The organism is Cupriavidus pinatubonensis, assembly GCF_019602855.1.
Taxonomy (GTDB): Bacteria; Pseudomonadota; Gammaproteobacteria; order Burkholderiales; family Burkholderiaceae; genus Cupriavidus; species Cupriavidus pinatubonensis.
Genome location: NZ_CP080769.1, coordinates 487608 through 514069, shown reverse-complemented (window position 1 = coordinate 514069; position 26462 = coordinate 487608). Strand labels below are relative to the sequence as shown.

General features: G+C 59.1%; 21 protein-coding genes and 3 pseudogenes. 18 read left to right on the top strand and 6 right to left on the bottom strand.

The features are described 5' to 3' along the window. The first annotated feature begins 86 nt into the window (after positions 1–86). From K2O51_RS34200 to K2O51_RS34165, 8 genes and pseudogenes are all read left to right on the top strand, one after another. Entirely contained in the window at positions 87–725 is a 639-nt protein-coding gene (locus K2O51_RS34200; protein ID WP_425333012.1) for a cupin domain-containing protein, read from the top strand. 14 nt (positions 726–739) lie between these two features. Continuing rightward, a complete protein-coding gene (locus K2O51_RS34195; RefSeq protein WP_220632049.1) occupies positions 740–868 on the top strand; it encodes an entericidin A/B family lipoprotein in 129 nt (42 codons plus the stop codon). Between the two features lie 10 nt (positions 869–878). After that, positions 879–1531: pseudogene (gene leuD / locus K2O51_RS34190) on the top strand (3-isopropylmalate dehydratase small subunit). A 288-nt stretch (positions 1532–1819) separates the two neighbouring features. Next, positions 1820–1969 (top strand): helix-turn-helix domain-containing protein, encoded by a 150-nt coding sequence (locus K2O51_RS34185; RefSeq protein WP_220632048.1) that lies wholly within the window; start codon positions 1820–1822, stop codon positions 1967–1969. Between the two features lie 152 nt (positions 1970–2121). Then, positions 2122–2434 (top strand): annotated as a pseudogene (locus K2O51_RS34180) (transposase); the annotation flags it as partial. A gap of 52 nt (positions 2435–2486) precedes the next feature. Continuing rightward, positions 2487–2801: a transposase gene (locus tag K2O51_RS34175; RefSeq protein WP_220632045.1), complete on the top strand. Its 315-nt coding sequence runs from the start codon at positions 2487–2489 to the stop codon at positions 2799–2801. Next, a complete protein-coding gene (locus K2O51_RS34170) occupies positions 2798–3451 on the top strand; it encodes an IS3 family transposase (protein ID WP_245002004.1) in 654 nt (217 codons plus the stop codon). The genes K2O51_RS34175 and K2O51_RS34170 overlap by 4 nt, the downstream gene beginning before the upstream one ends. Beyond that, complete coding sequence (locus tag K2O51_RS34165; protein WP_220632046.1) at positions 3439–4815, top strand: IS30 family transposase; 1377 nt, start codon at positions 3439–3441, stop codon at positions 4813–4815. Before K2O51_RS34170 ends, K2O51_RS34165 begins: the two co-directional genes overlap by 13 nt. 7 nt (positions 4816–4822) lie before the next feature. Here the strand turns inward: K2O51_RS34165 and K2O51_RS34160 are convergent. From K2O51_RS34160 to K2O51_RS34145, 4 genes and pseudogenes are all read right to left on the bottom strand, one after another. Beyond that, positions 4823–5395: pseudogene (locus K2O51_RS34160) on the bottom strand (IS3 family transposase); the annotation flags it as partial. Then, complete coding sequence (locus tag K2O51_RS34155; RefSeq protein WP_220632045.1) at positions 5392–5706, bottom strand: transposase; 315 nt, start codon at positions 5704–5706, stop codon at positions 5392–5394. The pseudogene K2O51_RS34160 and the gene K2O51_RS34155, both read right to left, overlap by 4 nt. Before the next feature lie 855 nt (positions 5707–6561). Beyond that, positions 6562–9978: an adenylate/guanylate cyclase domain-containing protein gene (locus K2O51_RS34150; protein WP_245002002.1), complete on the bottom strand. Its 3417-nt coding sequence runs from the start codon at positions 9976–9978 to the stop codon at positions 6562–6564. 195 nt (positions 9979–10173) lie between these two features. Beyond that, positions 10174–11508 carry an MFS transporter gene (locus K2O51_RS34145; protein ID WP_245002001.1) on the bottom strand — a complete coding sequence of 445 codons (1335 nt, stop codon included), beginning with the start codon at positions 11506–11508 and terminating at the stop codon, positions 10174–10176. Positions 11509–12776: 1268 nt separating this feature from the next. Between K2O51_RS34145 and K2O51_RS34140 the strand changes: the two genes are divergently transcribed. From K2O51_RS34140 to K2O51_RS34125, 4 genes are all read left to right on the top strand, one after another. Then, positions 12777–13643 carry an SDR family NAD(P)-dependent oxidoreductase gene (locus K2O51_RS34140; protein WP_220632044.1) on the top strand — a complete coding sequence of 289 codons (867 nt, stop codon included), beginning with the start codon at positions 12777–12779 and terminating at the stop codon, positions 13641–13643. Between the two features lie 9 nt (positions 13644–13652). After that, entirely contained in the window at positions 13653–14909 is a 1257-nt protein-coding gene (locus tag K2O51_RS34135) for an MFS transporter (protein ID WP_220632043.1), read from the top strand. Between the two features lie 133 nt (positions 14910–15042). Next, a complete protein-coding gene (locus tag K2O51_RS34130) occupies positions 15043–16185 on the top strand; it encodes an MFS transporter (protein WP_425333011.1) in 1143 nt (380 codons plus the stop codon). 134 nt (positions 16186–16319) lie between these two features. After that, on the top strand, positions 16320–17318 hold the full coding sequence (locus tag K2O51_RS34125) for an aldo/keto reductase (RefSeq protein ID WP_220632041.1): 999 nt from the start codon (positions 16320–16322) through the stop codon (positions 17316–17318). A 254-nt stretch (positions 17319–17572) separates the two neighbouring features. Here the strand turns inward: K2O51_RS34125 and K2O51_RS34120 are convergent, their stop codons facing one another. Continuing rightward, positions 17573–18511, bottom strand: coding sequence for a LysR family transcriptional regulator (locus tag K2O51_RS34120; protein ID WP_220632040.1), 939 nt, complete (start codon positions 18509–18511; stop codon positions 17573–17575). 190 nt (positions 18512–18701) lie between these two features. Next, positions 18702–19424, bottom strand: a complete 723-nt coding sequence (nanR, locus tag K2O51_RS34115) for a transcriptional regulator NanR (RefSeq protein WP_220632039.1) — start codon at positions 19422–19424, stop codon at positions 18702–18704. 307 nt (positions 19425–19731) lie between these two features. Between nanR and K2O51_RS34110 the strand changes: the two genes are divergently transcribed. From K2O51_RS34110 to K2O51_RS34085, 6 genes are all read left to right on the top strand, one after another. After that, on the top strand, positions 19732–20613 hold the full coding sequence (locus K2O51_RS34110) for a beta-keto acid cleavage family enzyme (RefSeq protein WP_220632038.1): 882 nt from the start codon (positions 19732–19734) through the stop codon (positions 20611–20613). 27 nt (positions 20614–20640) lie between these two features. Continuing rightward, complete coding sequence (locus tag K2O51_RS34105) at positions 20641–21606, top strand: Bug family tripartite tricarboxylate transporter substrate binding protein (RefSeq protein ID WP_220632037.1); 966 nt, start codon at positions 20641–20643, stop codon at positions 21604–21606. A gap of 93 nt (positions 21607–21699) precedes the next feature. After that, entirely contained in the window at positions 21700–22764 is a 1065-nt protein-coding gene (locus K2O51_RS34100; protein ID WP_220632036.1) for an Ldh family oxidoreductase, read from the top strand. 98 nt (positions 22765–22862) lie between these two features. Then, positions 22863–23156 carry a putative quinol monooxygenase gene (locus tag K2O51_RS34095; RefSeq protein ID WP_220632035.1) on the top strand — a complete coding sequence of 98 codons (294 nt, stop codon included), beginning with the start codon at positions 22863–22865 and terminating at the stop codon, positions 23154–23156. A 209-nt stretch (positions 23157–23365) separates the two neighbouring features. After that, positions 23366–24796, top strand: coding sequence for a pyruvate kinase (pyk, locus tag K2O51_RS34090; protein ID WP_220632316.1), 1431 nt, complete (start codon positions 23366–23368; stop codon positions 24794–24796). Between the two features lie 18 nt (positions 24797–24814). Then, positions 24815–26443, top strand: coding sequence for an NADP-dependent glyceraldehyde-3-phosphate dehydrogenase (locus tag K2O51_RS34085; protein WP_220632315.1), 1629 nt, complete (start codon positions 24815–24817; stop codon positions 26441–26443). The last annotated feature ends 19 nt before the right edge of the window (positions 26444–26462 follow it).

Below are 26462 nucleotides of genomic sequence, written 5' to 3'. Positions count from 1 at the left end.
CCTGTGCCCCTTGAGACCTTGGAGCGACTCTCACAGCTCACACACGTAAGCGTGGATCACCACTCTGGAGTGTGCTGAAGAGACTGGTGCCCGCCGAACCGGTACCGGCCGCCCAGCCTTGGTGCTGGAACTGGGAAGATGTCTATCCTCAACTGCTTCGTGCAGGATCACTCATCTCCGCGGAAGAAGCGGAGCGCCGCGTTCTCGTGCTGGAGAACCCCGGTCTCCCTGGGAAGTCCCAGGTGACGGACACACTCTATGCAGGCATCCAGTTGATTCTACCTGGCGAGGTTGCGCCTGCTCACCGCCACACGCAATCGGCGCTACGCTTTGTCCTGCACGGAACTGGCGCATATACAGCCGTTGATGGCGAGAAGACGCGGATGAACAGGGGCGACTTCATCATTACGCCGTTCTGGACGTGGCACGATCACGGCCATGATGGCACAGAACCAGTCGTATGGCTTGACGGGCTTGATGTGCCGCTTGTCAACTTCTTGCGAGCTGGGTTCCGCGAAAGCCATGAGGAGAAGGCACAGTCATCGACGCGATTGATTGGGGAAGACTGCGACCGCAGCAGTGTTACCTCGCCGGTCTTCAGCTACCCGTACGAGCGCTCCCGCGAGGCTCTGCATGTTTTGGCCAGAGCGGAAGCTCCAGATCCCCACCTGGGTGCCGCGGCCGCCATCGAAGGCCACTTCGTCGACATCCGCAAGCTCGGCTGAGCGGAGCGCTGCAGATGAGAGCCCTGATCGCTCTGCTGGCATGCTTCGGCATGCTGCAACTGGCCGGCTGCAACACCCTGGCCGGCCTGGGCAAGGACACGCAGGCCGCCGGCAGCTCGCTCGAGCGCGCGGCCAAGAAGTAAGGAAAGAGACATGGACAAGTTCACTGTACACAGCGGCCTCGTGGCACCGCTGGACCGCGAGAACGTCGATACCGACGCCATCATCCCGAAGCAGTTCCTGAAGTCGATCAAGCGCACGGGCTTTGGCCAGAATCTGTTCGACGAGTGGCGCTACAAGGACGTCGGCGAGCCCGGCATGGACAACAGCAAGCGTCCGCTGAACCCGGACTTCGTGCTGAACCAGCCGCGCTACCAGGGTGCGTCGATCCTGCTCGCGCGCCGCAACTTCGGCTGCGGCAGCTCGCGCGAACATGCGCCGTGGGCGCTCTCGCAATACGGCTTCCGCGCCGTGATCGCGCCGAGCTTCGCCGACATCTTCTTCAACAACTGCTACAAGAACGGCCTGCTGCCGGTGGTGCTGAGCGAGCAGCAAATCGACCACCTGTTCAACGAGACCAACGCGTTCAACGGCTACAAGCTGACCATCGCGACCTGGACAAGCAGGTCGTGCTCACGCCGTCGGGCCAGGGCTATGAGTTCGACATCGCCCCGTTCCGCAAGTACTGCATGCTGAATGGCTTTGACGATATCGGCCTGACCCTGCGCCATGCCGACAAGATCAAGAGCTATGAAGCCGAGCGCGTGGCGAAGATGCCGTGGCTGAAAGCCCGCCTTGCCGGATGATCGAGGGGGGGGGCGCCAGCCCCTGGGCGATGCCGTAGCGCGAGAGTTCGGTACCGTCGGTGGCCGGCACCAGCCGTGTTTTGGTGGTCCTTGCCGGTCACCTCGAGCCACCAGCGCTCGACTGAGAGGAAGCCAGCGGCCGCATGACCCTTCGCAGCTCAAAAATGTTCTTGACTTGCGCGGCGATCACAATTTGTTCCGCCGTCAAATCGCGCACCGAGCGGAAGCGCGCACGCGAGTGCGATAACGCACTACTTGAAGGTGGGTAGCTGGTACTGAAGCCCTGTGATGAGCTTCGATATCAATCAAAGGCTTACGCTCGCCCAGCAGATGCCGTTTGCCGCCGCGGCCCGGGCCGTCGGAGAGACGTGGCACCGCGTGCACGCGATCTGCAAGAGCTACGTGGAGCTGGCGCTCGCGCAGATCGAAGAACCGTAAAGAATCAAAGCTGTGATATCGATCGCATCGTGTCGGGCGCCCATTGCCGCTATCGCAGCTGCTTGCTGTAATGTCGCCACATCTCGATTTGCCCCTGCCAGGTGATCCTGTCCCGGTTCCACGTACAGCAGAAGTTGTAGTTTTCTGACTGTATGGAGGAAGGAATGGGAGAGAGGTTGGTGCCAAAACGGCAATACACAGAGGAATTCAAGGCGGAGGCGGTCCGGCTGGCCGAAACCGTCGGCCAGCATGAAGCAGCCCGCAGGCTGGGCGTGCCAGTGGCCACGATGGGGAACTGGTGCCGGCGCCAGCGCGAGGAAGGCGCCAAGCCGACGGCCGCTGCGTCCCCGGGGGACGCCTCCAAGCCGGCGTCCTGTGAGCGATCTGGAAGCCGAGGTCAGTCGCCTGCGCAAGGAGCTGGCCAGCGCGAAGCTGGATATTGAGATCCTTCGAAAAGCGACTGGAGGTGACCCGCTTTTTCGGACAGTGCCTATCTTGAGTAAGCAGGAGGTGCACCATGCCGAAAACGCGCCCACCGTACAGTGCGGTCTTCCGTCAGCAAATGGTTGACTTGGTCCATGCAGGTCGCCGCCCGGAGGATCTGGCCAAGGAGTTCGAACCCACGGCCCAGACGATCTACAACTGGGTTGCCCAAGCGGATCGCGATGCCGGCGTTCGTCAGGACGGCCTGACCACGGCGGAGCGCCAGGAACTCACGCGGCTGCGTCGTGAGAACCGGAAACTCAAAATGGAGAGGGAGATACTTGCAAAAGCCGCGGCCTGGTTTGCCCGGGAGACCGACACGCTGCCCGACAAGGGTTCGAGCTCATGAAGGCAAATCAGGATCGCTTTCCGCTGTCCACCATGGCGCGGCTGCTTAAGGTCTCGCGCAGCGGCTTCCATGCATGGATGGAACGACGTCCGAGCGCTCATGCCGTGAGTGACAAGCTGTTGCTCGCGCAAATTCGTGAGATTCACGCCCGCTCGCGCGGTACCTATGGGATGCCACGTGTGCATGCCACGCTGCTGCGCCAAGGTATCCACGTCGGGCGCAAGCGCGTGGCGCGTCTGATGCGTGAGGCCGGCCTGCGCGGGGCTTGCCGGCCGCGCTTCATTTGCACCACCCACCGTGCGCCAGCGGGCAGACCCGCGCCCGATCTGGTGCAGCGACACTTCTTTGCCGATGCGCCCAATCAGCTGTGGGTCGCCGATGCGACGTACATTCCGACCGTTGCCGGCTTTTACTATCTGGCTGTCGTGTTGGACGTGTACAGCCGGCGCATCGTAGGTTGGGCCATGGGTAGTCATCTGCGCACCGCACTGATGCTGCAAGCGCTGGACATGGCACTGGCGCAGCGACATCCCAGCGCAGTGATTCACCATTCGGACCAGGGCTGCCAAGGCGGATTCAACCGGTCGTCGCAACACCTTAAATCGAGGAGGTGTTTATGGGGCGACCAGCGGGGTGGATGCAGAAGTTGACAGGGCGAGGAGCGATGCGCTCGCCAGGTGCACCGTCGCATCGGCGTGAGATCGAGCGTCTATTTTGGGAGCAGATCGCCACCGGTATCACGAGCGAGAGAGCAGCAGAGGCGATTGGCGTATCTCAGGCGGTCGGCGCGCGCTGGTTCCGCTATCGTGGCGGCATGCCACTTTTCATGTCGAATCCCATATCTGGTAGGTACTTGTCGTTCGCGGAGCGAGAAGAGATTGGGCTACTTTCACTCCAAGGAGTCGGAGTACGCGAGATCGCTCGCCGTATCGGACGCAGCCCGTCAACGGTCTCGCGGGAACTGACACGTAATGCTGCAACTCGAAGCGGTCAGCTTGTGTATCGGGCTTCGGTTGCGCAGTGGAAAGCGGAGATGGTTGCCAAAAGACCCAAACCGTCGAAACTGGTGAGTAACCCACGGCTGGGCCGCTACGTGCAAGACCGTTTGGAAGGCAAGGTTCGCGACGCTGATGGCCGTGAGATTTCTGGGCCTCGGCAAGTGCCATTCAAAGGAAGAAACAAACCGCATCGCGGTGATCGCAAATGGGTTAATGGGTGGTCGCCCGAACAGATTTCCAACCGGCTGCAGATCGACTTCCCCGATGACGAATCCATGCGCATATCTCACGAAGCCATCTACCAAGCGCTCTATATCCAGGGCCGCGGTGCGCTGAAGCGCGAGCTGGTCAGTTGTCTGCGCACTGGGCGGGCGTTGCGCGTACCAAGGGCCAGGGCACAAGCCACGGCCTGGGCGCACGTTAGCGAGGATGTGATGATATCTAGCCGGCCTGCAGAAGCGCAGGATCGTGCTGTGCCAGGGCATTGGGAGGGTGACCTGATCATCGGCCTGAACCGATCTGCTATTGGGACTCTGGTGGAGAGATCAAGCCGTTTCACCATGCTCGTACACCTGCCTCGGGAGAAAGGCTATGGGTTGACTCCCCGGACGAAGAACGGCCCCGCGCTGGCTGGCTACGGAGCTGTCACGATGGCCAATGCGCTCAAGAAGACCGTCACCAACATGCCTGCCCAGTTGTGGCGGTCATTGACTTGGGATCGTGGCAAGGAACTATCCGATCACGCTCGCTTCACCGTCGAGTCCGGGGTAAAGGTATTCTTCGCCGACCCGCACAGTCCATGGCAGCGGGGCACGAACGAGAATACGAACGGCCTTCTGCGACAATACTTTCCAAAGGGCACAGACCTATCCCGTTGGAGCTCTCGAGAGATCCGGGCTGTTGCCCATGCACTGAATACCAGGCCCCGGAAAACGCTTGGTTGGAAGACACCTGCCGAAGCTCTGGACGAATATCTAAAATCTGTTCAACAATCTAGTGTTGCGACGACCGGTTGAATCCGCCTTGGCAGCCCTGGTCCGAATGGTGAATCACTGCGCTGGGATGTCGCTGCGCCAGTGCCATGTCCAGCGCTTGCAGCATCAGTGCGGTGCGCAGATGACTACCCATGGCCCAACCTACGATGCGCCGGCTGTACACGTCCAACACGACAGCCAGATAGTAAAAGCCGGCAACGGTCGGAATGTACGTCGCATCGGCGACCCACAGCTGATTGGGCGCATCGGCAAAGAAGTGTCGCTGCACCAGATCGGGCGCGGGTCTGCCCGCTGGCGCACGGTGGGTGGTGCAAATGAAGCGCGGCCGGCAAGCCCCGCGCAGGCCGGCCTCACGCATCAGACGCGCCACGCGCTTGCGCCCGACGTGGATACCTTGGCGCAGCAGCGTGGCATGCACACGTGGCATCCCATAGGTACCGCGCGAGCGGGCGTGAATCTCACGAATTTGCGCGAGCAACAGCTTGTCACTCACGGCATGAGCGCTCGGACGTCGTTCCATCCATGCATGGAAGCCGCTGCGCGAGACCTTAAGCAGCCGCGCCATGGTGGACAGCGGAAAGCGATCCTGATTTGCCTTCATGAGCTCGAACCCTTGTCGGGCAGCGTGTCGGTCTCCCGGGCAAACCAGGCCGCGGCTTTTGCAAGTATCTCCCTCTCCATTTTGAGTTTCCGGTTCTCACGACGCAGCCGCGTGAGTTCCTGGCGCTCCGCCGTGGTCAGGCCGTCCTGACGAACGCCGGCATCGCGATCCGCTTGGGCAACCCAGTTGTAGATCGTCTGGGCCGTGGGTTCGAACTCCTTGGCCAGATCCTCCGGGCGGCGACCTGCATGGACCAAGTCAACCATTTGCTGACGGAAGACCGCACTGTACGGTGGGCGCGTTTTCGGCATGGTGCACCTCCTGCTTACTCAAGATAGGCACTGTCCGAAAAAGCGGGTCACCTCCAGTTGTGGCGCTGGCGTTGTCGATGCTGCTGGCGGACTGCGGCGGCGGTAGCGACGACACGGGGACGAACAGCGGAACCGCTGCCAGTAGCGGTGGTGGTAGCGACAGTGTCGCTGCACGGCGGCTTTCTGCGCGAAGCGGTCGTCTGATTGGCACGATCGGGGCGACATCGCACGTCGCTTCCTGGCCGGGTACGGCCTAGGTATGGCAGGCCTTTCGAGCTGAACCACCAGGCTCTCGTCGCTGAAATTGGGGGCTGAAAGGGAAGCGCGATCGAGGGCATCGACCGCAGACATAGTCCCGGTGGATCACCGTCGAGCGAGTGTCGACTATCACTGGAGCTAAATGGATAGGCCTTATATTTATACAGTTGTCACCTGGACGGAACGCCACGCCGGGCCGTCCCCGGCGGTCAGCCCTTGATATTTCGTGGGTCGTGGCCGAAGGAATCGCGCTCGCGGATCGGTACGAACTAGAGTTGCGCATTGATGACGCGGCACATGGCTCTGGCCTGCGTTTTGTTGCGCTTGGAGAGTGGCGGAGCCATCGGTGCTGACCGCCTACTGCGAATTCTGTCCGGCTTGGCTCGCCATGCTGGTGCAGCCCAAAGATGAGGCGATTTGTTCAGCGCGTCGTACGTGCACTGATGATCGTTAAGGCCCCCTGAGCAGTCGCCGCTGACCAAGGCCGCATCGGGCGGCAAACCGCCATTCTTGAGCCGAGCAAGTCCACTACACGAGTCAGTTCCTGCTGGCACGTCCATTAGTGAGCCCACAGGTATCCAGCCCGGGGAGACTAATTCAGTCAAACTCCGTGAGTAACGCCTTGGCCTCCCGCAGGTCCACGGTGTCAAAGCCCTCCGTGAATCGGCCGTAGTATTCGGCCAGCGTGTCGCGGGCGTCAGGTCTCTTTCCTTGCCGCTTCCACAGTCGGCTCAAGGCGATCACAGCGCGCAGTTCCAGCGAACGGGCGCCCTGCCGGCGAGCGATAGCAATCGCCTGCTGGAAGCAGGCCTCTGCGTCGGTTGCAGCTTGGTACTCGCCCGTGGAGCATGGCTGCATCAGCGTCAGTTCTCCCTTGAGCCGATACAACTCTGCTTCGTACAGGCGCTCATGCGTTCGGTCTGCCACGGCTAACGCCTCGGACAGCATCTGCAGCCCTGCCTCAACCTGTCCCGCTCTCCTGTAGGCTTCAGCCAGGAGCGCAAGGAAATGCGTCTGCCAAATTCCCGCCCCGATGGCGCGGTAGGCGCTTAAGCCCTGCTGCATGTTCTCAATGCCTTCCGCGGTGCGCCCTTGCGCGACCAGCGTCCAGCCCGCGAGGACGGTTCCATAAGTTCGCCAGAAGGGAAGGCAGTGTTCGGCCGTGAGGGCGAGTAGTGCCTCCGCCAGATCCTCCATGGGCTGCGTCTCGCCACGGTTCAGATGAATCTCGGCGGAGAAGGTCAAGGCATTAGCCGAGTCTGGAGGCGAGGAAAGAGTCTGAGCCAGAGCGAGCATGTCCTGGCTGCGGGTAAGAGCTTGATCCGGATAGCCGAGCAGCCAAAGGTCCAGCGCTAGAAAAGCTAGCGCCTGCACGCCGGCCTCCAAGAGGAAGCTGGGTGATTTGCATTGGCCGGGAGCATAGTGCGCCAAAGCCTGCTCGAACTGCTTGCGAGCGGCGTTTAGCTCGCCAAGTGCGAGCAAGCTGACCCCCAACGCCCGATGGCCTTGGGCCAGCAACTCTGGGTTGTGCGCCTGTTGGGCCAGGGCCACCAATTGCTGTCCCAAGTCGCGTGCGGTCGTCAATTCCCCACGAACCAGAAAGTAGGTGCGCAGCCCCATCAGGGCAGGAAACAGTTTCGTCGTATCCCTGAGTTGTCGACACAGTGTCAGCGCTTCCGTATAGGTTCCCTCGACTTCCGGGGCAGCAAGCCCATTGGTCGCCATCCAAGCCGGGCCGAGCGCAATGTGCAGATCAAGTTGCTGTCGCGCGCGCTCGGTACCCGCAGGCAAGGTCTTCAGCAAATCGAGCGCAGTGGTCAGGTGGGCAACCGCTTCGACATTGGCGAAGCGCTGCATCGATTGGCGCCCGGCACAGTGAAGGTATTCCACTGCCTTCTTTGCGTTCCCGCTGCGGCTGAAATGATGCGCCAGCTCGCTGCAGTGTTCCTCGAGCTGGGCGCCATACAGAGCCTCGATCGCCTCAGCCGTGCGCTCATGCAACGCCCGCCGCCGCTCGCTCAGCAATGTGCCGTAGGCCACCTCTTGGGTAAGCGCGTGCTTGAAGCTGTACTCCACTTCCGGAAACGCTGGCTGCTCGTAGATGAATTCCCCATCTTGCAGCTTCGTCAGCAGACTCTTCGTTGTATCCGCAGGCTGGTCGACGACGCGTGCGAGCAGGCTCCGAGGAAATACCTTGCCAATGACGGCCAAGCTCTGTAGGAGAACCTTCGCTGCGTGCGGCAAGCGGTCTATGCGCGTGGCGAGCACCCCCTGCACGGTGGTCGGGATGTGTAGTGCAGTCGGTATCTGCTCAACGCGGAAGTGCCCGCGCTCACCGCGCAGGACCTCCTCCTCCACTAGCGTCTGGACCACTTCTTCGATGAAGAATGGGTTACCTTCCGTTTGCGCTAGGATTAACTGTTCGAGCGGGCCAAGTCCGGCGGCATCGCCTAGTAGGGCGTGCAGTAGATCCCGGGCTTCCGTTTTGCCCAAGGGATCCAGCCGCAACTGGGTGTAACAACTCCTGCCGCCGCAGTCGTGCCGATACTCCGGGCGGTAATTGACGAGCAACAGGATGCGCGCGCTAGGCACCCTCTCGCCAAGAAAGCCGAGGAAAGCTTCGGTTTCGCTGTCGAGCCACTGCAGGTCCTCGATGATCAACACCAAAGGCTGGGCGAGACTTTCGCGTACTATCAGCCGCTTCATCGCCTCGAACGTACGTTGCCGGCGCATCTGCGGGTCCATTTGCACCTGTGTCGAACTTGGTTCAGCGGCCCCCAGCAGTTGGAACAGATGCGGCAGGCTGTCTTCCAATTCGCAATCTAGGGTAAGTAGTTTGTTGGTGAGTTTTTCGCGCCGTCGGTGCTCGTCGTCCTGCGGGGTGATCTGGCAGTAGTTCCGCAGCAGTTCGATCAGTGGTAGAAAAGGGTAGGCCTTGCCGTGTGAAACCGAGAAGGTTTCGAGCACCAGGAAATCCCGTGGGACCTGCAGCTTGAACTCGTGGCAAAGCCGCGACTTGCCGACTCCCGGCTCGCCAACTACGCCGACGATTTGGCCATGTCCCACTTGCGCTCGCGTCCACGCTTCGTTTAGGTGGTCGAGTTCGCGGTCGCGGCCGATAAAACGTGCCAGCCCGCGGCTGGCCGACACTTGCAGTCGGGTGCGCTGCGGGCCCAGACCAAGGACTTCGAAGACCGCGAGCGGAGTGGGCAGCCCCTTCACTGACCTAGGACCGAGGGCTTTGAACGAGAAATAGCCTTCGGCCAAGGTGTGGGTGTACTCGCTCGCGAGGATCGTACCGGGTGCCGCGATGCTCTCCATGCGCGAAGCGATATGGATCGATTTCCCAACCGGGTCGTAATCGATGTACAAGTCCTTGGTGCGGATTGCGCGCACCACCACTTCGCCCGAGTTGATACCGACTCGAATCTGCAGCGCGATTCCTTGCGCAAGATGAACCTGTTCGGCGTACCCGCGCATCGCCTCCTGCATGCGCAGCGCCGCCAGCAAGGCCCGCTGAGGATGGTCCTCGTTCGCGATGGGTGCGCCAAACAAAGCCAGGATGCCATCGCCCATCGACTTGGCTACATAGCCTTCATAGTGATGTACCGCCTCCATCATTAACGACAGCACTGGGTCGATGAGGCAGCGCGCATCCTCAGGATCGAGGTCATTAATTAACGCGGTTGAGCCCGAGATGTCGGCAAACAGTGCGGTGACCGTCTTGCGTTCGCCGTCCGGTGCGCCACGGGCTTCCATATCCAACTGTGCAGCCCGAATGCGATTGGCGAGATACGGCGGTGTGTAATCGATGGGCGTGCTGGGCGACCCAAATGTCCAAATAGATGATGCTGAGCTAATGGAAGCTCCGCATTCGCTGCAGAACTTGGCGCCCGCGCTAACCGGTCGCGCGCAAGCGGGACACACACGAGTTATCTTTGCGCCACATTCTTCGCAAAACTTGGCGCTTGCTGGATTCTCGAATCCGCAGCTCCCACAGCGCAGGAGGTTCATTCCTTTCGTCCGAAAGATCGTGCGATTGGATTCTAGGACGCAGAAGAGGGGTGACGTATATCGGTCTGCACCGTGGACAATATTAGCGCACTGCGCTGAGTGCATCCGACGGCGCGCACGGAGACGATGCGGCTGCAACCGCAGCGCTTTCACGCTGGCGGTTGCGCGGATGCTAAATTAGATCGAGAAAAGGGTTTAACGGTTAACTACTTGGGCGGGTACACGTAGGACGAGGGCTGCCCCCACAAACATCATCCCGGCCAAAAGGTACATTCCAAGGTCGGTGCTATGGGTCACATCTTTGATGAAGCCCACCAATATTGGGCTGAAAAAGCCAGCCAGATTACCGACACAATTGACGATCGCGATCCCTGCGGCAGCGCCGGCACCGCCAAGGAGTGCCGTCGGTAGGCTCCAAAACAAAGGTAGTGTTGTGATAATTCCCGCCGTCGCGATTGTCAAAGCTAGCATTGAGAGCTCGACGCTATGGCTGAGGGTGGCAGTCGCGATGAGACCGATTCCGCCGAGGATTGCCGGAAAGACCAGATGCCAGCGTCGTTCCTTCTGTTTATCGGCATGCCGGGTGACAAAAATCATCATGACAACCGCTACCGCATACGGCAACGCTGTCAAAACACCGATATCTAAGGGCTCGCTAACGCCGCTCGCCTTGATAATGGTCGGCAGCCAAAAGCTGACGCCATAAAGACCCATGATGAAAGAGAAGTCTATCGCGCCCATCAAGAATACTTGAGGGTTCGTGAATACGCTCTTGATAGAGTGGTGCTGTTTCTCGGAAGCGTCCTTTTCAATGCGTACGCTTAAAAACTCCTTCTCATCTTCTGTCAGCCACTTTGCATTCTTGATGCCGTCGTCGAGGTAGTACAGAGCGATGACGCCCACGATGATAGACGGAATCCCCTCGAGCAGAAACAGCCACTGCCAGGACTTTAGGCCGTGAATGCCACCGAAGACCTGCATGATCCAGCCGGAAAGAGGGCCGCCGAACAGTCCGGAAATCGGTATTGCGGACGAAATCATGCCCATGACCCTGCCTCGCCGGTGGGACGGGTACCAGTAAGTCAGATAGAGGATGACGCCGGGAAAGAAGCCGGCTTCGGCGATCCCGAGAACGAAGCGGAAAATATAGAACGTCGTTGGGGTGGTAATGAACATTGAACACGCAGAGACTATGCCCCACGTAACCATGATTCGCGAGATCCAGCGCCGAGCCCCGACTTTTTGCAGAATAATATTACTGGGAACCTCGAATATGAAGTAACCGAGAAAAAATATTCCCGCTCCTAGCCCATATACCGCCTCACTGAATTGGAGGTCGGAAAGCATCTGTAGTTTGGCGAATCCAACATTCACGCGGTCCAGATAAGAAACCACGTAGGAAAGAAAAATGAAAGGGATAAGTCGCCGCGTCACCTTCGCGTAGACCCTATCTTCGGTAAGGGCCTCACTGGCTAGTGGTATCGGCGCGGTTGAAGAAAGCGGCATTCCTGTCTCCTGAAGCTTTGTCATGTTGGTCTGAAGGATCCCGTTGGCTTAATGACTCCGTGACTCAGATGGGCCTGTGGGTACTGATGTGCGGTCCCGACAATGCACGGCACGACACTCTCTTTGCGAAAGATCCGGTGTTGGCGGCATGTCCGATGACTACCATCTCCGCAGGTATCCAAAACATCACTCGCGTCGCGAACTGAGACACGTCCTTGCGTCGTGGCTCCGGTGTAATGGTATGATGAGTATGCCAGCATGCCAATGAATAATGTTCTATCGTTTACCCGACCCATGTATCGGGAAGGGCATCCGAGATTGGCCGGTGCCGTCGAAGCGGGAAGGGACGAGGAGTGGAGCGGTGATCGAGGCTGCGCTACGGCGACCCGTGACGTTGTTGTAGAGTTCTTGCACCCACGGATCATCTTATGGTCGGGGTACGGGCAGTGAACTCGTGTTCGAACTCTGGACGTATCAGATCCAATGATCGACCGTCCTCGATCGTGCTTCCGACCTATTCCCGACGTGTGCGGCCAAGAGGAGGGACGCGTAGCGGACGATCCCTCCGCGTAGCAGCAGCAAGCAAATGCGGCCGTCATCCTCGCTGACCAAGCGCCCTCGCAGGCGATTGGGGGCGCAGTGTCGAATGAGCCCGAGCACTGCCAGCGTGAGCCGGAAGCCAAGCTGCGATCATCGCCGAATCAGTGAGCAGGATTCATCAGAACATCCGCTGACGCTCAACCGTACCGCACGGCATGGCAGATACCATTTGCTCGGTGATGGCCACTCTACCTGTTGCGTTTGACGTCGATCTCTGTCTTGCGGCCGCGAAGCGCGTTCGTCCGCTGCGCTTCCGGCATTGGGGAAGTGGCGAGCCGTTGCATGCCGCTGAACGAGCCTACCAGTGTGGGCACAGCAGAAGCTCTCAGTGTGACAGGAAATTACCGACCCGAATGCCAGCGGCATTTGCGAAGAAAGCGCCGACCTTGAGAAGGCGGTTGAGGGCCTCGCAGCAGGAGCGCCGATAAGTCTGTGAAAGCATCCCCATAGCGACAGTTTGGTTATGCACGAGTTTGGTGTAGCCCTTCAGCTCTGGGCGCATACACACGGCAGCATGGCGCGAGGTTCGACCGGTCTAAGGCGCGCTTCGATGGGAATTCGTGTCTGGCCGCTACTCGCTTGGTGCGGCCATCCGTACGGGAGCAGGCTGTTGGGGAATGGTTGTCCACTGGGGAATTGGCGTTCCTGCAAAAATCACGGTTTGCGCGAAGTTTTGGACGATTGGAGAAACCATGCAGCAAGCCATACGAAAGAACGCCGTTGGCATCGTCACTGGCGGCGCATCAGGCATTGGGTACGCGATTGCGCGGCGGCTGGCCACAGAGGAAATGAAGGTTGTTGTCTTCGACAAGGACGAAACTGCATTGAACGCTGCAGTCACCGAACTGCTCGAGAAGTCTCCGACGCGAACTGTCTACGGAGTTGCAGGGGATATCCCAACGCCGTCTTCGCGGCGAACCTTGCTGAGGGAAGCGCTCAGCCTTGGCGATATCGGTCTCCTGGTGAACAACGCCGGCATTTTGAAGGGGGCGGGACCGTGGGAGAGCATTGAACAATGGCGGCAGACCATGGAGATCAATTTCTGGTCCATCGTAGAACTGCAGGCACCCTTCGTCGATCGCCTCTTGAACCAGGAGTCCTGCTCTGCGATCGTGAACGTTGGCTCGAAGGAGGGAATCACGGCCCCTCCCGGAAACGCAGCCTACAACGTGACCAAGGCTGCCTTACAGGTCCTGACCGAGCAACTCGCGCACGAACTGCGAACTCGTGCAGGTTCCAAGGTGACGGCGCATCTTTTGCTGCCGGGGTACACCTTTACAGCAATGAACTTCCCCCGAATGGCGGCTACCTCTCCGACACCTCCAGGCACTTGGTCTGCAGACCAGGTTGCCGAGCGGATAGTCGAACGCATGAATGCTGGCGATTTCTGCCTGTATTGCCAGGACGAGGAGGTAACGTGGGAAACTGACCGTCGGCGCCTCCAGTGGTCAATTGACGACATCATCAAGAATCGGCCTGCGTGGTCGCGCTGGCATCCCGACTTTCAAGCCCAGTTCCAGGCGTATGTGACAGGCGCCGATCAGGTCAAGAATCAGTGAAGGGCCGCAATGCAGGAAAGCGTCATTGGAGCCAGGCTGTCTGCAATGCTTATCCTATTCAGTAATGGTTTGCTGTATGCCACCTGGGGGGTTAGCGTTCCGTTGATCAAATCCAAATTTGACGCATCGGAAGCGGTTTTATCTCTCGCCATGGCCGCGGTTGCGCTGGGTGGTATCGTCACCATGGGAAGGGCTGGGGAGTGGATTGCTCAACGTGGGAGCGGTACGGCCTGCGTCCGAACGGGCCTGATGATGGTATTCGCTGCGGCGCCGATCCTTCTGATTCCAAGCTATCCGATTCTTCTGATCGTCCTCTTTGTCTACGGCGTCGCGACAGCGGCCAACGACGTTGCGGCGAACGCGCAAGGTGCCCACCTCGAAAACTTAACGAAGAAGTCTCTCATTGGCTCGCTACATGGAAGTTTCAGTGTCGGCGGCTTGGTGGGGGCGCTATTGGCGAGCGGATGGGCGGTCAGCGGAATGCCACCGGTGGCCAACTTGATGTCGTTATCTGCAGTCGTCTGCATCGCACTGCTGGTCGTCGCTCGTCACCTCCAAGATGAAGCACGCACATCTGATTATCCCAAACACGCGGTGGCCGGCGGATCTACCGTTGCGCGGATCCCAAGGCGTGTCCGTCGGCGTCTTCTAGCGTTTGGAGCGCTGGCCTTTTGCGCGCTGGTCGTGGAGGGAGCGTTCTATGACTGGGCGGCAGTATATATGCGGGAGGTCGTCGGCGCGCCGCGATCGTGGGTCGGATTCGGCTATGCCGCCTTTGCATTAGGGATGGCGGGTGGTCGGTTGTTCGGTGACTGGGTGCGAAACCGGGTCACGCACCAGTTCGTGATCGCAGGAAGCGGTCTTGTTGGTGTTTCGGGATTGGCTCTGATCCTGCTGAACAGTTCGGCGCATGTTGCGGTGGTTGGGTTCTTCGTAACAGGTCTAGGGCTATCAAACGTAATCCCCGTGCTCTTTTCTTCGGCAGGAAGGCTGTCGATCGGTGCTGCGTTGGCGCCATCGCAAGGGCTCGCAATGACGACACGTGTGGCGTACGTGGGGCTGCTGCTAGGACCGCTCTTCATTGGGCCACTCGCAAACGTCGTCGGGCTCCGCTGGTCATTTCTACTGGTTGCAGTCGCAATTGGCGTGGTCTGCGCAGGGTGGTTCTGGCTTAGCTGGAGGAGCGGCGGTATCCCATGGGAGTTGCGGACAAGAATTGGTCAGCCGGTATCTAGCAGTAGCGGCTTGCGCGTACAGGATGAATGAAACAATGTCTAGAGAATTTGCGAGCCAGGCCGGAGCGTCGGGAAGCCTTGTAAGGCCTCCTCACGGTCTCTTTGCCGCAATATTGACGCTTGGGCTTGGTGGACTCGCAATCGGTACAGGGGAGTTCGCCTCGATGAGCCTGTTGCCGGGCATGGCCGCGAGTACTCGGGTATCAATTCCGGAAGCTGGCGCCTATATCAGCGCGTACGCCGTTGGCGTTGTCGTCGGCGCGCCTCTCATCGCGGTGTGCGCGGCACGCTGGGCGCGGAAAATCCTCCTTTTTGCGCTACTCGCACTGGCTCTCGTTGGGTATATCGGTAGCGCAATGGCATGGGACAGCATCAGTCTACTCGTGGCCCGCTTCATCTCCGGGTTGCCGCATGGAGCGTTCTACGGCGTGGCATCGCTTGTCGCAGCGGCCATGGTTCCAGAATGCCGAAAAGCGCGGGCAATTGGATTCGTTATGCTTGGCCTAGCAGCCGCGAACGTCGTCGGTGTTCCGCTCGCGACCTGGATCGGTCAGGACTGGGGGTGGCGCGCGGCATTCTTTGCCGTGGCCATAGGATGCGTCTTCACGGCGATCATGATGCATTTCTTCGTCCCCTCTGTTGCGACCAATGCGGAGTCGAGCCCGGCGTCCGAACTGCAGGGCCTTAAGCGTCCGATGGTCTGGCTAACTCTCGCCATCGCGTCGATTGGCTTCGGTGGCATGTTTGCAGTCTATAGTTACATCACGCCCACCCTCACCGAGGTCGCCGGATTTTCCGAGCAACAAGTTCCATTGGCATTGGCCATATGGGGACTGGGTATGGTCTTCGGAAACCTTGTGGGTGGCTGGCTTGCCGACTGCGCGCTGGTCCCTTCCATTTTCGGCATGCTGGCGTGGAACGCGATATTTCTGGGCCTCTTCTCCATTGCTGTAAGCTCGCGGCCGCTGACTTTCGTAGTTCTGTTTCTCATCGGAAACGGCTTCGCTCTGGTGCCAGCGCTTCAGGCTCGACTGATGAAAGTCGCAGGCTCAGCGCAGACGCTTGCAGCCACACTCAATCATAGTGCGTTCAATATTTCGAATGCTGTAGGCGCCACGCTTGGCGGCCTCGCGATCGCGCGAGGAATGGGCTGGGCCGCGACGGGGTGGGTGGGCAGCGCCCTCGCCATTGGAGGACTCGGCTTGATGGTGCTGTCTACGTTTCGTGTTAAGTCAACGCTACGCTCCAGTGACAAGCGTGTTCGACGTGGTTGCGTGATCACTGAAGGTGCTTCACCGACGGACTGAATCGGTTTCACTTTGCAGCTTGAAAGTCTTGGTAGCCTAATGGCTGGCGAGACGTGTCGCATTCACAGTGCTCGCTGGCAATCGCGGTCAATGTGTTTATTGGCGCCCGGGTGCCAACGATAAAGGGGGGAAGAATGCAATATACAAAGCTGGGATCCACGGGGCTAGATGTCTCTCGTCTGTGTCTGGGTTGCATGACATTCGGCGATCCGCATGCTGGAGATCACCCGTGGACCGTCGGTGAGGCGGAATCTCGCCCCCTCATTCGACGTGCCATCGAACTCGGCATCAACTTCTTTGATACTGCAAACAGTTATTCCGCAGGCACATCGGAAGTTATCGTTGGAAAACTCTTGAATGAGTTTGCGCCGCGAGATCAGATCGTGCTCGCCACCAAGGTTTATTTTCCGCCAGGCGGGGCACTCGGAGGTGGGACGCGCCCCAATAGCATGGGGCTTTCCCGTAAGGCGATCATGAACGAGATCAATCAAAGTCTGACGCGCCTCGGTACGGACTACGTCGATCTGTATCAGATCCATCGATGGGACTATGGAACGCCTATCGAGGAGACGATGGAGGCGCTTCACGACGTCGTTAAGTCGGGGAAAGCTCGGTACATTGGCGCATCATCGATGTTTGCCTGGCAATTCGCTAAAGCTCAAGAAGTGGCACGCCGCAATGGTTGGACGGAGTTCGTCTCCATGCAGAACCATGTGAACTTGCTGTACCGGGAGGAGGAGCGGGAGATGATTCCGCTCTGTCGCGATCAAGGCGTCGGCCTCATTCCGTGGAGTCCCCTCGCCAGAGGAAGGCTCAGCCGGCCCTTCGGCACGCAAACGCAGCGATCAGAGACGGATGGGGTCGGCAAGCTGCTATTCGATAGCACGGAAGCCGCAGACAAGCAGGTCATCGACGCGGTGGAACACGTCTCCAGCGCGCGCGGAGTGCCAATGGCTCAAGTCGCACTTGCATGGGTGCGCTCCAAAGCCGGCGTGTCAGCGCCAATCATCGGCGCTTCGAAAATCGCTCAGTTGGAAGATGCGGTGGCGAGTCTGGAAGTAGAACTAACCAGTGACGAAAAGACACTACTTGAGGCGCACTATGTGCCCCACGAGGTCGCCGGGCACAAATAGACAGCGTACGTCTGCTCGCGTTCTGCTTTGATGCATGAACGGGATGGACTATCGTCCAGGACGGGAAACGAGATCTGAGGTGCGGACTTCTTTGTGGCTTTCGAACGGGCCTTTGATGCGGATCGTACGAAGGGGAATGCTTGATCGTGCCGCACAGGCATAAGTGCGCCGTGCCGAACGGGCGATCTCCCGGCCGCTGCTAGGTTCGAAATTGGCCTTATCGTGGGCTGCATGCAAACGGCAACCTCAATCAACTACTCTTGGAGCCGAGGAATCGTGTCAGAGCTTTCACGAAATGCATCAATCAGTTCCCGCAAGCCAGGAGGCATTCGACGGCGGCCCGGGTAATACAGGTGGAAAGCGGGTTCGATGGGTGACCAATCGCCCAAAACGACCTGCAATTCACCCCGTTCGACATATGGGGCAATCCGATCTTGAAGGCAATACATTACCCCGAGGCCAGACAGCGCCATTTCGATGCCAAGGGTCGTTTCATTGACACAGAGCTGGCCGGGAACATCGATCACACGATAGTCGTGGTCCTTTTTGAATTCCCACCGATAGATGGTGCCTTGGCCGGTTCGGATCTGAATGCAGGTGTGTAAGCGTAGATCCTCGGGCACCTTGGGTGGGACTCGTCGGTTCAGATAGCGGGGCGACGCAACCGCGACCCATCTAAGGTCCGACCCAAGTGGCACTGCCACGAGATCCTCGGGTATGGTCCCGCCAAAACGGATCCCGGCGTCAAATCCTGCAGCCAGAATATCAACCACGCGGTCGTCGACCGCAACTTCGACCTCCACGTCCGGATAGTGCTGAAGGAACGGAGGCAATAGCTTCGCCAGGACCAGGCGTGCGCCATCGCTGAGGACATTCAACCGCAACCTTCCAACAGGGCTATCGCGATGTTTGTTCATGTCCTCCAATGCATCGCCGATTTCCTGGAAGCCAATATCGAGTCGGCCCGCTAGGCGAGCGCCAGCATCGGTTAAAGATACCGTGCGGCTGGTTCGGTTAAGGAGGCGAACGCCCAGCCGCCCTTCGAGGTTGCGAATCGCATGGCTCAGTGCTGACGGTGTGATCCCTAGTTCCATGGCTGCCTGCTTGAAACTTAGCAACCTGGCCACGGCGCGAAATCCGTTCAAATCGGCAAGGTCAGCTCGGGAAATCTTGGCAATCGGTCGTACAGGCATGTAATGAGACAGGGACAATGCTTAGGTTCAAGGCGGCTAACCTTGATGACTGCGCGCGCACCTCGATATGACCAATGTGGCAACGGTGAAAGGGTCGCAACACTTCCCTCGATCATCGATCCGTTGTGCCAACCAAGGCCTGCCCAACACCGCTTCGGGAGCGCTCCTTTGTCCGGCCGCCTCGTACAAATCATGCCCGTTTTGCTGCCCAATAGTGGGATTCCACTTCGCGCAGATGGTCCTGCATTGCAGCTTCCGCAGCATCGGCATCATGCGCAGCGATGGCTTCGAAGATCCTGCTGTGGGCTTCGAAAGCGGCGTGTTCTGCGCCAGCAGATCGCAACGACGTCGCGCGCTGTTCTTCCAGCCAGCGAGCCATTGCCGTATGCAATGCCAGGAAGATGGGATTGTTGGGAATCTTCGCCAAGGCAAGGTGGAACTCGACATCCGTCCGCGTAAAGTCGGCGTCGTTTCCAAGCGCATCCTTGTTTGCCTGAAGCGCCTTTTGCAGCGTTGCAACATCGGTGTCGGTTGCGTTCTTGGCAGCGTATCGAACCAGCGAAATCTCATGCATCGTGCGCGCTTGCTGAAAGTCACGAACGCCTTCGGGCGTCGACAGGAGGTGTCGAACCGAGCCTGAAAGCTCTCCAACAAGAGCATCGGCGGATGGACGAGTGACGTAAGCGCGTTCGCCGTTTCTGATCACTACGAGACCCATCTTCTGGAGCGAGAACAGGGCCTCCCGGATTGAAGACCTTCCAACCTCGAAGGTGTCCATGAGTTCGCGCTCGGGCGGAAGGGTGTCCCCGGGGTTTAGGGCTCCGCTGAGCATCATTGACTCGAGTCGCGAGGCGACTTCCTCATAGAGCTTCTTCCGACGAATTGGCTGATTGGGAATCGAAGAAGAATCCATTTGTATTCGCGTAGTTGGGTGCCGACGTCGGAGCGTGCGCCGCATTGTCTTACCGGCGGGCCCATGGCGGTACCGGACGGCCAGCTATCCACCTATTAGACCACAAGGTGCGACCGCTGTCTGCCCAAGAATTGCTGAAATCCCACCAAGTCCGCTCTACAGGTTTCTTATAAGCCACATCAACGCGGTGCTTTCGAGGGTTTACCTGCGTTTTCGCAAAGAATTCTGGCATTTGGTCTGATAGGCGGATAGCATGTGGTCTGAAAGGTCGTCAAAAAGACGGCGAGGCTGACCAAACGGAGACGGCATGAGAGCGCAAAAGAAGCTGATCATCGAGGCACGTATCAACGAATACATGCCTCGGTCTGAGAACCCGAATATTCCCTACACGCCAGAGGAAATCGGCCGCGAAGCTGCCAAGGCAAGAGAGGCGGGGGCCAGCATTATCCATTTCCACGCGCGGCAAGCGGACGGCAAGCCGGCTCATGATGCGGAGACATTCGAGGCCTGTATCCGCGCGATCCGGGCCAATTGCGATTGCCTCGTTTTTCCCACACTAGGCCAAATCTCCAACGAGGGAGAGATGAGCCGTCTGGCTCATATCGAAGTTCTCTCCAAATCGCCAGAGACCCAGCCAGATCTTGCCCCTATCGACTGCGGTAGCACGAACATCGACCGATTCGACTACGAGGCCAGCCGGTATATGACCGGTCACCTCACCTACAAGAACGACACCAAAATTCTGGAGGCCTTTGCGCGCCGACTGCCGGAGTTGGGAGTCAAGCCGCAGTTCGTGAGCTGGACCGTGGCATTCACCCGCTGCTTCAGTGCGCTGCGAGATATGGGACTGGTAAAGGACACGCCTTATTTCATGTTCGAGTTGACCGATTGCGGAATTCTCGGCGGGCATCCCGGCACCATTCAAGGGCTGTACTCCCACCTGCCGTTCCTTCCCAAGGCGCCACTGGAATGGACAGTGTGCAACAAAATCGGCAACCCAACCGGTCCGGCGGTCGCGGCGATCGAGCTAGGCGGGCATATCGCCCTGGGCCTCGGCGACTATGGCTGGTCGGAGCTCGGTACGCCGAACAACGGGGACGTCATCAACCATTTCGCGAAGATCGCCAAGATGATGGGCCGAGAAGTGGCAACGCCGGACGAAACCCGCGCGATGTTCGGAATGGCGTAATCGAACGCGAATCAAGGAGACCAAGACATGCAAAGAATTCAGAAAACCTTCGCAGCCGTAACGCTGTCGCTGTGCAGTGCGTTCGCGGGCGCCCAGGACTATCCGGCCAAGCCGGTTTCGCTGATTATTCCGTTTTCTCCCGGTGGCACCAACGATATCGTGGGTCGGCTGGTGGCAAAGGATATGACCGCATCGCTGAAGCAGTCCGTTGTCCCGGAGAATCGGCCGGGTGCCAGCGGCACCATCGGCGCCAATTACGTTGCAAAGGCTCCTGCGGACGGCTACACGCTACTGGTGACCGATCTGTCGTTTGCCATGGCGCCGGGCCTGTACGCGCATCTCCCATTCGATCCGGTCAAGGATTTCTCGCACATCACGACGGTTGCGTCTGTACCGTTCGTCATGGTCGTGAATCCCAGCGTCAAAGCCAACAGCGTCAAGGAATTCATTGCCCTGTCCAAAGCATTTCCTGGCTCCATCAACTATGGATCGGCTGGTCGGGGTACTAACTCTCATCTGGGCGGCGAGCTGTTCCGATTGAAGACCGGCGCAGATCTGACGCACATTCCCTACAAAGGTGCCTCGGCGGCAATGCAAGACCTGCTGGGCGGCCGCATTCAAGTCATCTTCACGGCGTTGCCAACGGCATTGAACTTCATCCAGTCGGGCAAGGTGAAAGCCCTAATGGTGACCGGAGACAAGCGGGTTCCGGTGCTCCCTAATGTGCCGACTGCGAAAGAGGCGGGCGTGGCCGACATGAATCTGAAGTTCTGGGTTGGCATTGCTGCGCCGGCGCATACGCCGCCAGCCGTGGTCGAGAAACTGAGCAAGGCTGTGGTGTCCGGGCTATCGCAACCAGAAGACAAGAAGACGTTTGGTGACATCGGCATGGATGTCATCGGTGACAAGCCTGGTCAGGCAGCGAAGTTCGTCGAAACCGAAGTCACCAACTGGCGTCAAGTGATGAAGGCCGCCAACATCACGGCCGAGTGAGTCGTCCATTCGCCGCGCGATTGCGGCGGTGAGCACCCAGAGCGTGGCGCTTGGCTACGTTTATAGACAGACAATTTTGGAAGGAAAGGCAGAATGGAAGCCGAGAACAACGTTCGGGTTAGCGAAGCCAGCCTGAAGAACTACTGCGTGGAAATTTTCACGCGCGTCGGAGTGTCGCACGGCGAAGCGATTGAAGTCACGGACAACCTTGTGGAAGCCGACCTTCGCGGTGTGGATTCCCATGGAGTCGTGCGCTTTCCGATCTACATCAAGCGCTTGCTGGATGGTGGCACAAACGCTGCGCCGAAGATCACACTGGTTCGCGATGCCCTGACAAGCGCCGTCATGGATGGCGACAACGGCTTGGGTCATCTGGTCGGCATTCGGGCCATGGAGCTGGCCATCGAGAAGGGCAAGGCCGGGAACTGCGCGTTCGTGGCCGTCCGGAACAGCAACCATTTCGGCGCTGCGGCCTACTACACGGAAATGGCCGCCCGAAACAATATGATTGGCTTCAGCTTCACGATCGGCGCCATCAATCATATGACCCCTTGGGGGGGGGCCGAGGCGGTGCTGGGCAACAACCCGTTTTCGATCGCTTTTCCGACGCCAGGCGATTTTCCCATCGTCTTGGACATGGCCTGCAGTATCGCCGCGCGCGGAAAGATCATCGTCGCTGCAAAAGAGGGAACGCCCATCCCTGCCGAATGGGCCACGGGCCCTGATGGTTTGCCGACAACGGACGCCGTTGAGGCACTTAAGGGTTTCGTTGTGCCTGTGGGCGGTCCCAAGGGGTATGCGTTGACCCTGATCGTGGGTCTGCTCAGTACGATGCTCTCGGGCGCATTCTTTGGTCGCGATGTTGGCGATCTCTATGAAAAGACGACCACTGCGCAAAACAGCGGTCATTTGTTTGGTGTGCTTCCTGTAGAGGCATTCGACGATGTCGAGGCCTACATGCAGCGCATGCGAAAGGCGATGGGGGACATTACCGGTGCCAAGCGCGCTACCGGCGTCGAGCGAATTTATCTGCCCGGCGAGCGCGAGTTCATCAGCCTTGGCATGCGTCGCCGCGAGGGCATCCCGCTTGGCAACTCGCTGATCAAGGAACTGCAGGAGTTGGGCGAGCAGTACGGCGTGCCCCTGCCTCTGGCTTGATCGCGCCACAGGGACACACATCGTCTCGGTGCCGTGGATGACGAGGCACCAGACATCTTGGATTCTCTTTTCTATTTCCATCGAAGACGAGGTTGCGCATGCATGCAGTCATCGTGACTTTTGAGGTTCTGCCGGAGAAAGTCGATTTATTCCGAGATGCCATTCTCGCCAACGCCGCCACGTCCCTGGAGATGGAATCTGGTTGCGTCACGTTCGACGTCTTACAGAGTCCCGCAGCACCTCAGTTCATGTTGTATGAGATCTACCGGAGTGCGGAGGCCTTCAAGGTTCATTTGGGGATGAGTCATTTCCACGACTTTGACCGCTTGAGTAGCGCCTGGGTGGTCAGCAAGAAAGTGGAGGAGTACGGTCGTATCGAAAGCGCCACATAACGTTATTCGCGCCGCATTGTCACGGATTTCCCCCAATCCTCCAATCGCTGTGGATTGACAGCGATATTTGAATAATCCATCCATTTCGGACGGATCGAGTTTCCATGCCATTCATCGAAAGTTCCGATTCACCATCGGATTGCTTTCACTCGCCCTTTATCAGAGCGATATCCTTTCGCTCGCATCAGTCATCGGAGAGAAACATGCGACTGCGGCGTGAACGCCATACCAAAATTGTGGCAACGCTCGGACCGGCTTCATCGAGCGCGGAAGTTATCGAGCAGCTTTTCCGAGCTGGTGCGGATACGTTTCGGCTGAACTTCAGCCACGGGACCCACGAAGACCACGCACAGCGACTTCGAACGATTCGCGAAATCGAAGCTGCCATCGGACGGCCGATCGGCGTACTGCTTGACCTGCAGGGTCCGAAACTCAGAGTCGGCACGTTTTTGGCAGGCCCCGAAACTCTGGTCGCGGGCCAGCCATTCCGGCTCCAGCTTGCTGCGGTTCCCGGTAACGGTCAAGTTGTTCAGCTTCCGCATCCGGAGATCTTCGAGGCGCTGACGCCGGGCAACACGCTGCTCATTGATGACGGGCGTATCCGTTTGCGCGTCGTACGCTGCGGCCCGGACTTCGCCGAGACCGTTGTAGAGGCGGGCGGCAAGATCTCGGACAGGAAGGGCGTAAACGTTCCGGATTGCGCGCTGAAGCTATCTGCGCTCACAGAGAAGGACCACCGCGACCTTACCTTCGGCATGACGCTGGGTGTTGACTGGATTGCCCTGTCTTTCGTGCAATCAGCGCGAGACATTGAGGAGCTACGTCAGATCGTCGGGACCGGCGTTGGAATCATGGCCAAGATCGAAAAGCCAGGAGCCATCTCGGATATGGAAGGCATCGTTGCCGCGGCAGACGCGATCATGGTGGCCCGTGGAGATCTCGGGGTGGAGATGCCCCCCGAAGAAGTGCCGGCGATTCAGAAGCGTCTGACGCGACTCTGCCGGCAGGCAGGAAAACCCATAGTCGTCGCGACGCAGATGCTCGATTCGATGGTGAGTTCTCCCGCACCTACGCGTGCCGAGGCGTCCGATGTCGCCACGGCGGTCTACGACGGCGTGGATGCCGTCATGTTGTCCGCGGAATCGGCCAGCGGGGACTATCCGGTGGAGTCCGTTGCAATGATGGCACGGATCATCCGCAATACGGAAAAGGATAAGCTGCAGCGGGACACCATGGGCGCGATTGCGGCGACGCGCAGGGAAGATGCGATCGACGCCATTGGTGCCGCCATTCGCACGGTGGCAGACGTCTTGCCCCTCTCTGCCTGCGTCACCTACACGTTGTCCGGATCCAGTGCATTGCGAGTCGCCCATGAGCGGCCGAACGTCCCGATTATCGTGATGACCCCGCGAGCCGAGACGGCACGGCGGCTGGCCATAGTGTGGGGTGTTCATGCGGTCGAGGGCCAAGACGCGGAAAACGTCGAAGAGATGGTCACTCATGCCACGGAAGTGGTCCGCATCGAGGGCTTCGAGCCGGACAAGCGTCCGTTCGCCATCGTCGCAGGAATGCCTTTCCGTACGCCGGGATCGACCAATTTGCTTCGTTTGGTCTTCCCGACGGTTGTGGCCTCCCACTGAGAAACAAACATGGAAAACATGGAACAAACCACGCGCCTTCCGGATCGATTCCCGGCAAGAGAGTCGATTCCCCCACAACATCGCCTGGAAGCGCCCTTGCATCAACGCTCCATCCTCATCAATGGCGAGTTGCGTGTATGGGAGGGACCAACTCACGCAGTGCTGTCTCCTGTGCGGCTCCGCGACCCGGAGGGCAATCTGGAGCCGGTGGAGGTGGGGAGCTACCCGATCACGACCGCAGACGAAAGTCTGGAGGCACTGCACGCGGCTGTGGCGGCATATGCCGCCGGCACTGGGCCGTGGCCGACGATGTCCGTGGATCAACGCATCGCTCATGTGCAGGACTTCACTCGTCGCATCGTCGAGAAGCGCGACCTCATTGTGAAGCTGATCATGTGGGAGATTGGCAAGTCGGCGGCTGACTCGGCAAAGGAGTTCGATCGCACGATCGATTACATCCGTCAAACCATCGAGGCACTCAAGGAGCTCGACAACAACAACTCGCGGTTCCAGGTCGTAGAAGGGACCATCGCGCAGATCCGACGAGCGCCTCTTGGCGTTGTACTCTGCATGGGACCGTACAACTATCCGCTGAACGAGACTTTCACCACGTTGATTCCCGCGCTGATCATGGGCAACGTGATCCTGTTCAAGCCGCCTCGATTCGGGACGCTCCTGTTCGCTCCAATCCTGGAAGCCTTCCGGGACGCCTTGCCGCCGGGGGTTGTCAACACGGTATACGGACGCGGCGAGGAAGTCGTTCCGCCTTTGATGTCCTCGGGTCATATCAACGTCCTCGCACTGATTGGCTCTTCCCGCGTCGCGGACAAGCTGAAGAAGTTGCATCCGAAAACCAACCGGCTGCGCGCCGTCTTGGGGCTCGATGCCAAGAATGTGGCCATCGTTCTTCCGGACGCCGATCTTGATCTTGCGGTTCGAGAGTGCGTGCTCGGGTCGCTCTCATTCAATGGGCAGCGGTGCACCGCGCTCAAGCTTCTCATGGTGCATCAGTGCATTGCGGATGCGTTTGTGGAGAAGTTCTGCGCTGCCGTCTCCGCGCTTTCCGTTGGAATGCCATGGGAGCAGGGGGTCGCGATTACCCCGTTGCCCGACCGGAACAAGCCCCGCTACCTGACCGAATGCGTGGCTGATGCGGTGGAAAAGGGGGCGCGTGTCTGCAACACCGACGGCGGGCAAAGCGCCGAGTCTCTCTACATCCCGGCGGTAGTATATCCGGTTGACGAATCGATGCGGCTGTTTCGAGAAGAGCAATTTGGTCCAGTTGTTCCCATCGTGCCGTTCGACGACATTGACGAGGCACTGGCCTATGTTGAAACTTCCGACTACGGGCAGCAGGTCAGCATCTTTGGTTCGGATGCGGACACGATCGCAACGCTGGTGGATCCCCTGGTGAACCAAGTCTGTCGCGTCAACATCAACTGCCAATGTCAGCGTGGTCCCGATGTGTTCCCCTTCACAGGCCGAAAGGACTCGGCGGAAGGCACGTTGTCCGTGTCCGACGCGCTGCGTGCGTTCTCGATCAGGACGATGGTTGCTGCAAAAGACACAGCGGCATCGAAGGCGTTGCTGGACGACATCGTGCTAGGCCACAAGTCCTCGTTCGTGAACACGCGATTCATCTTCTGAGTCGCGCGGCAGATAATAG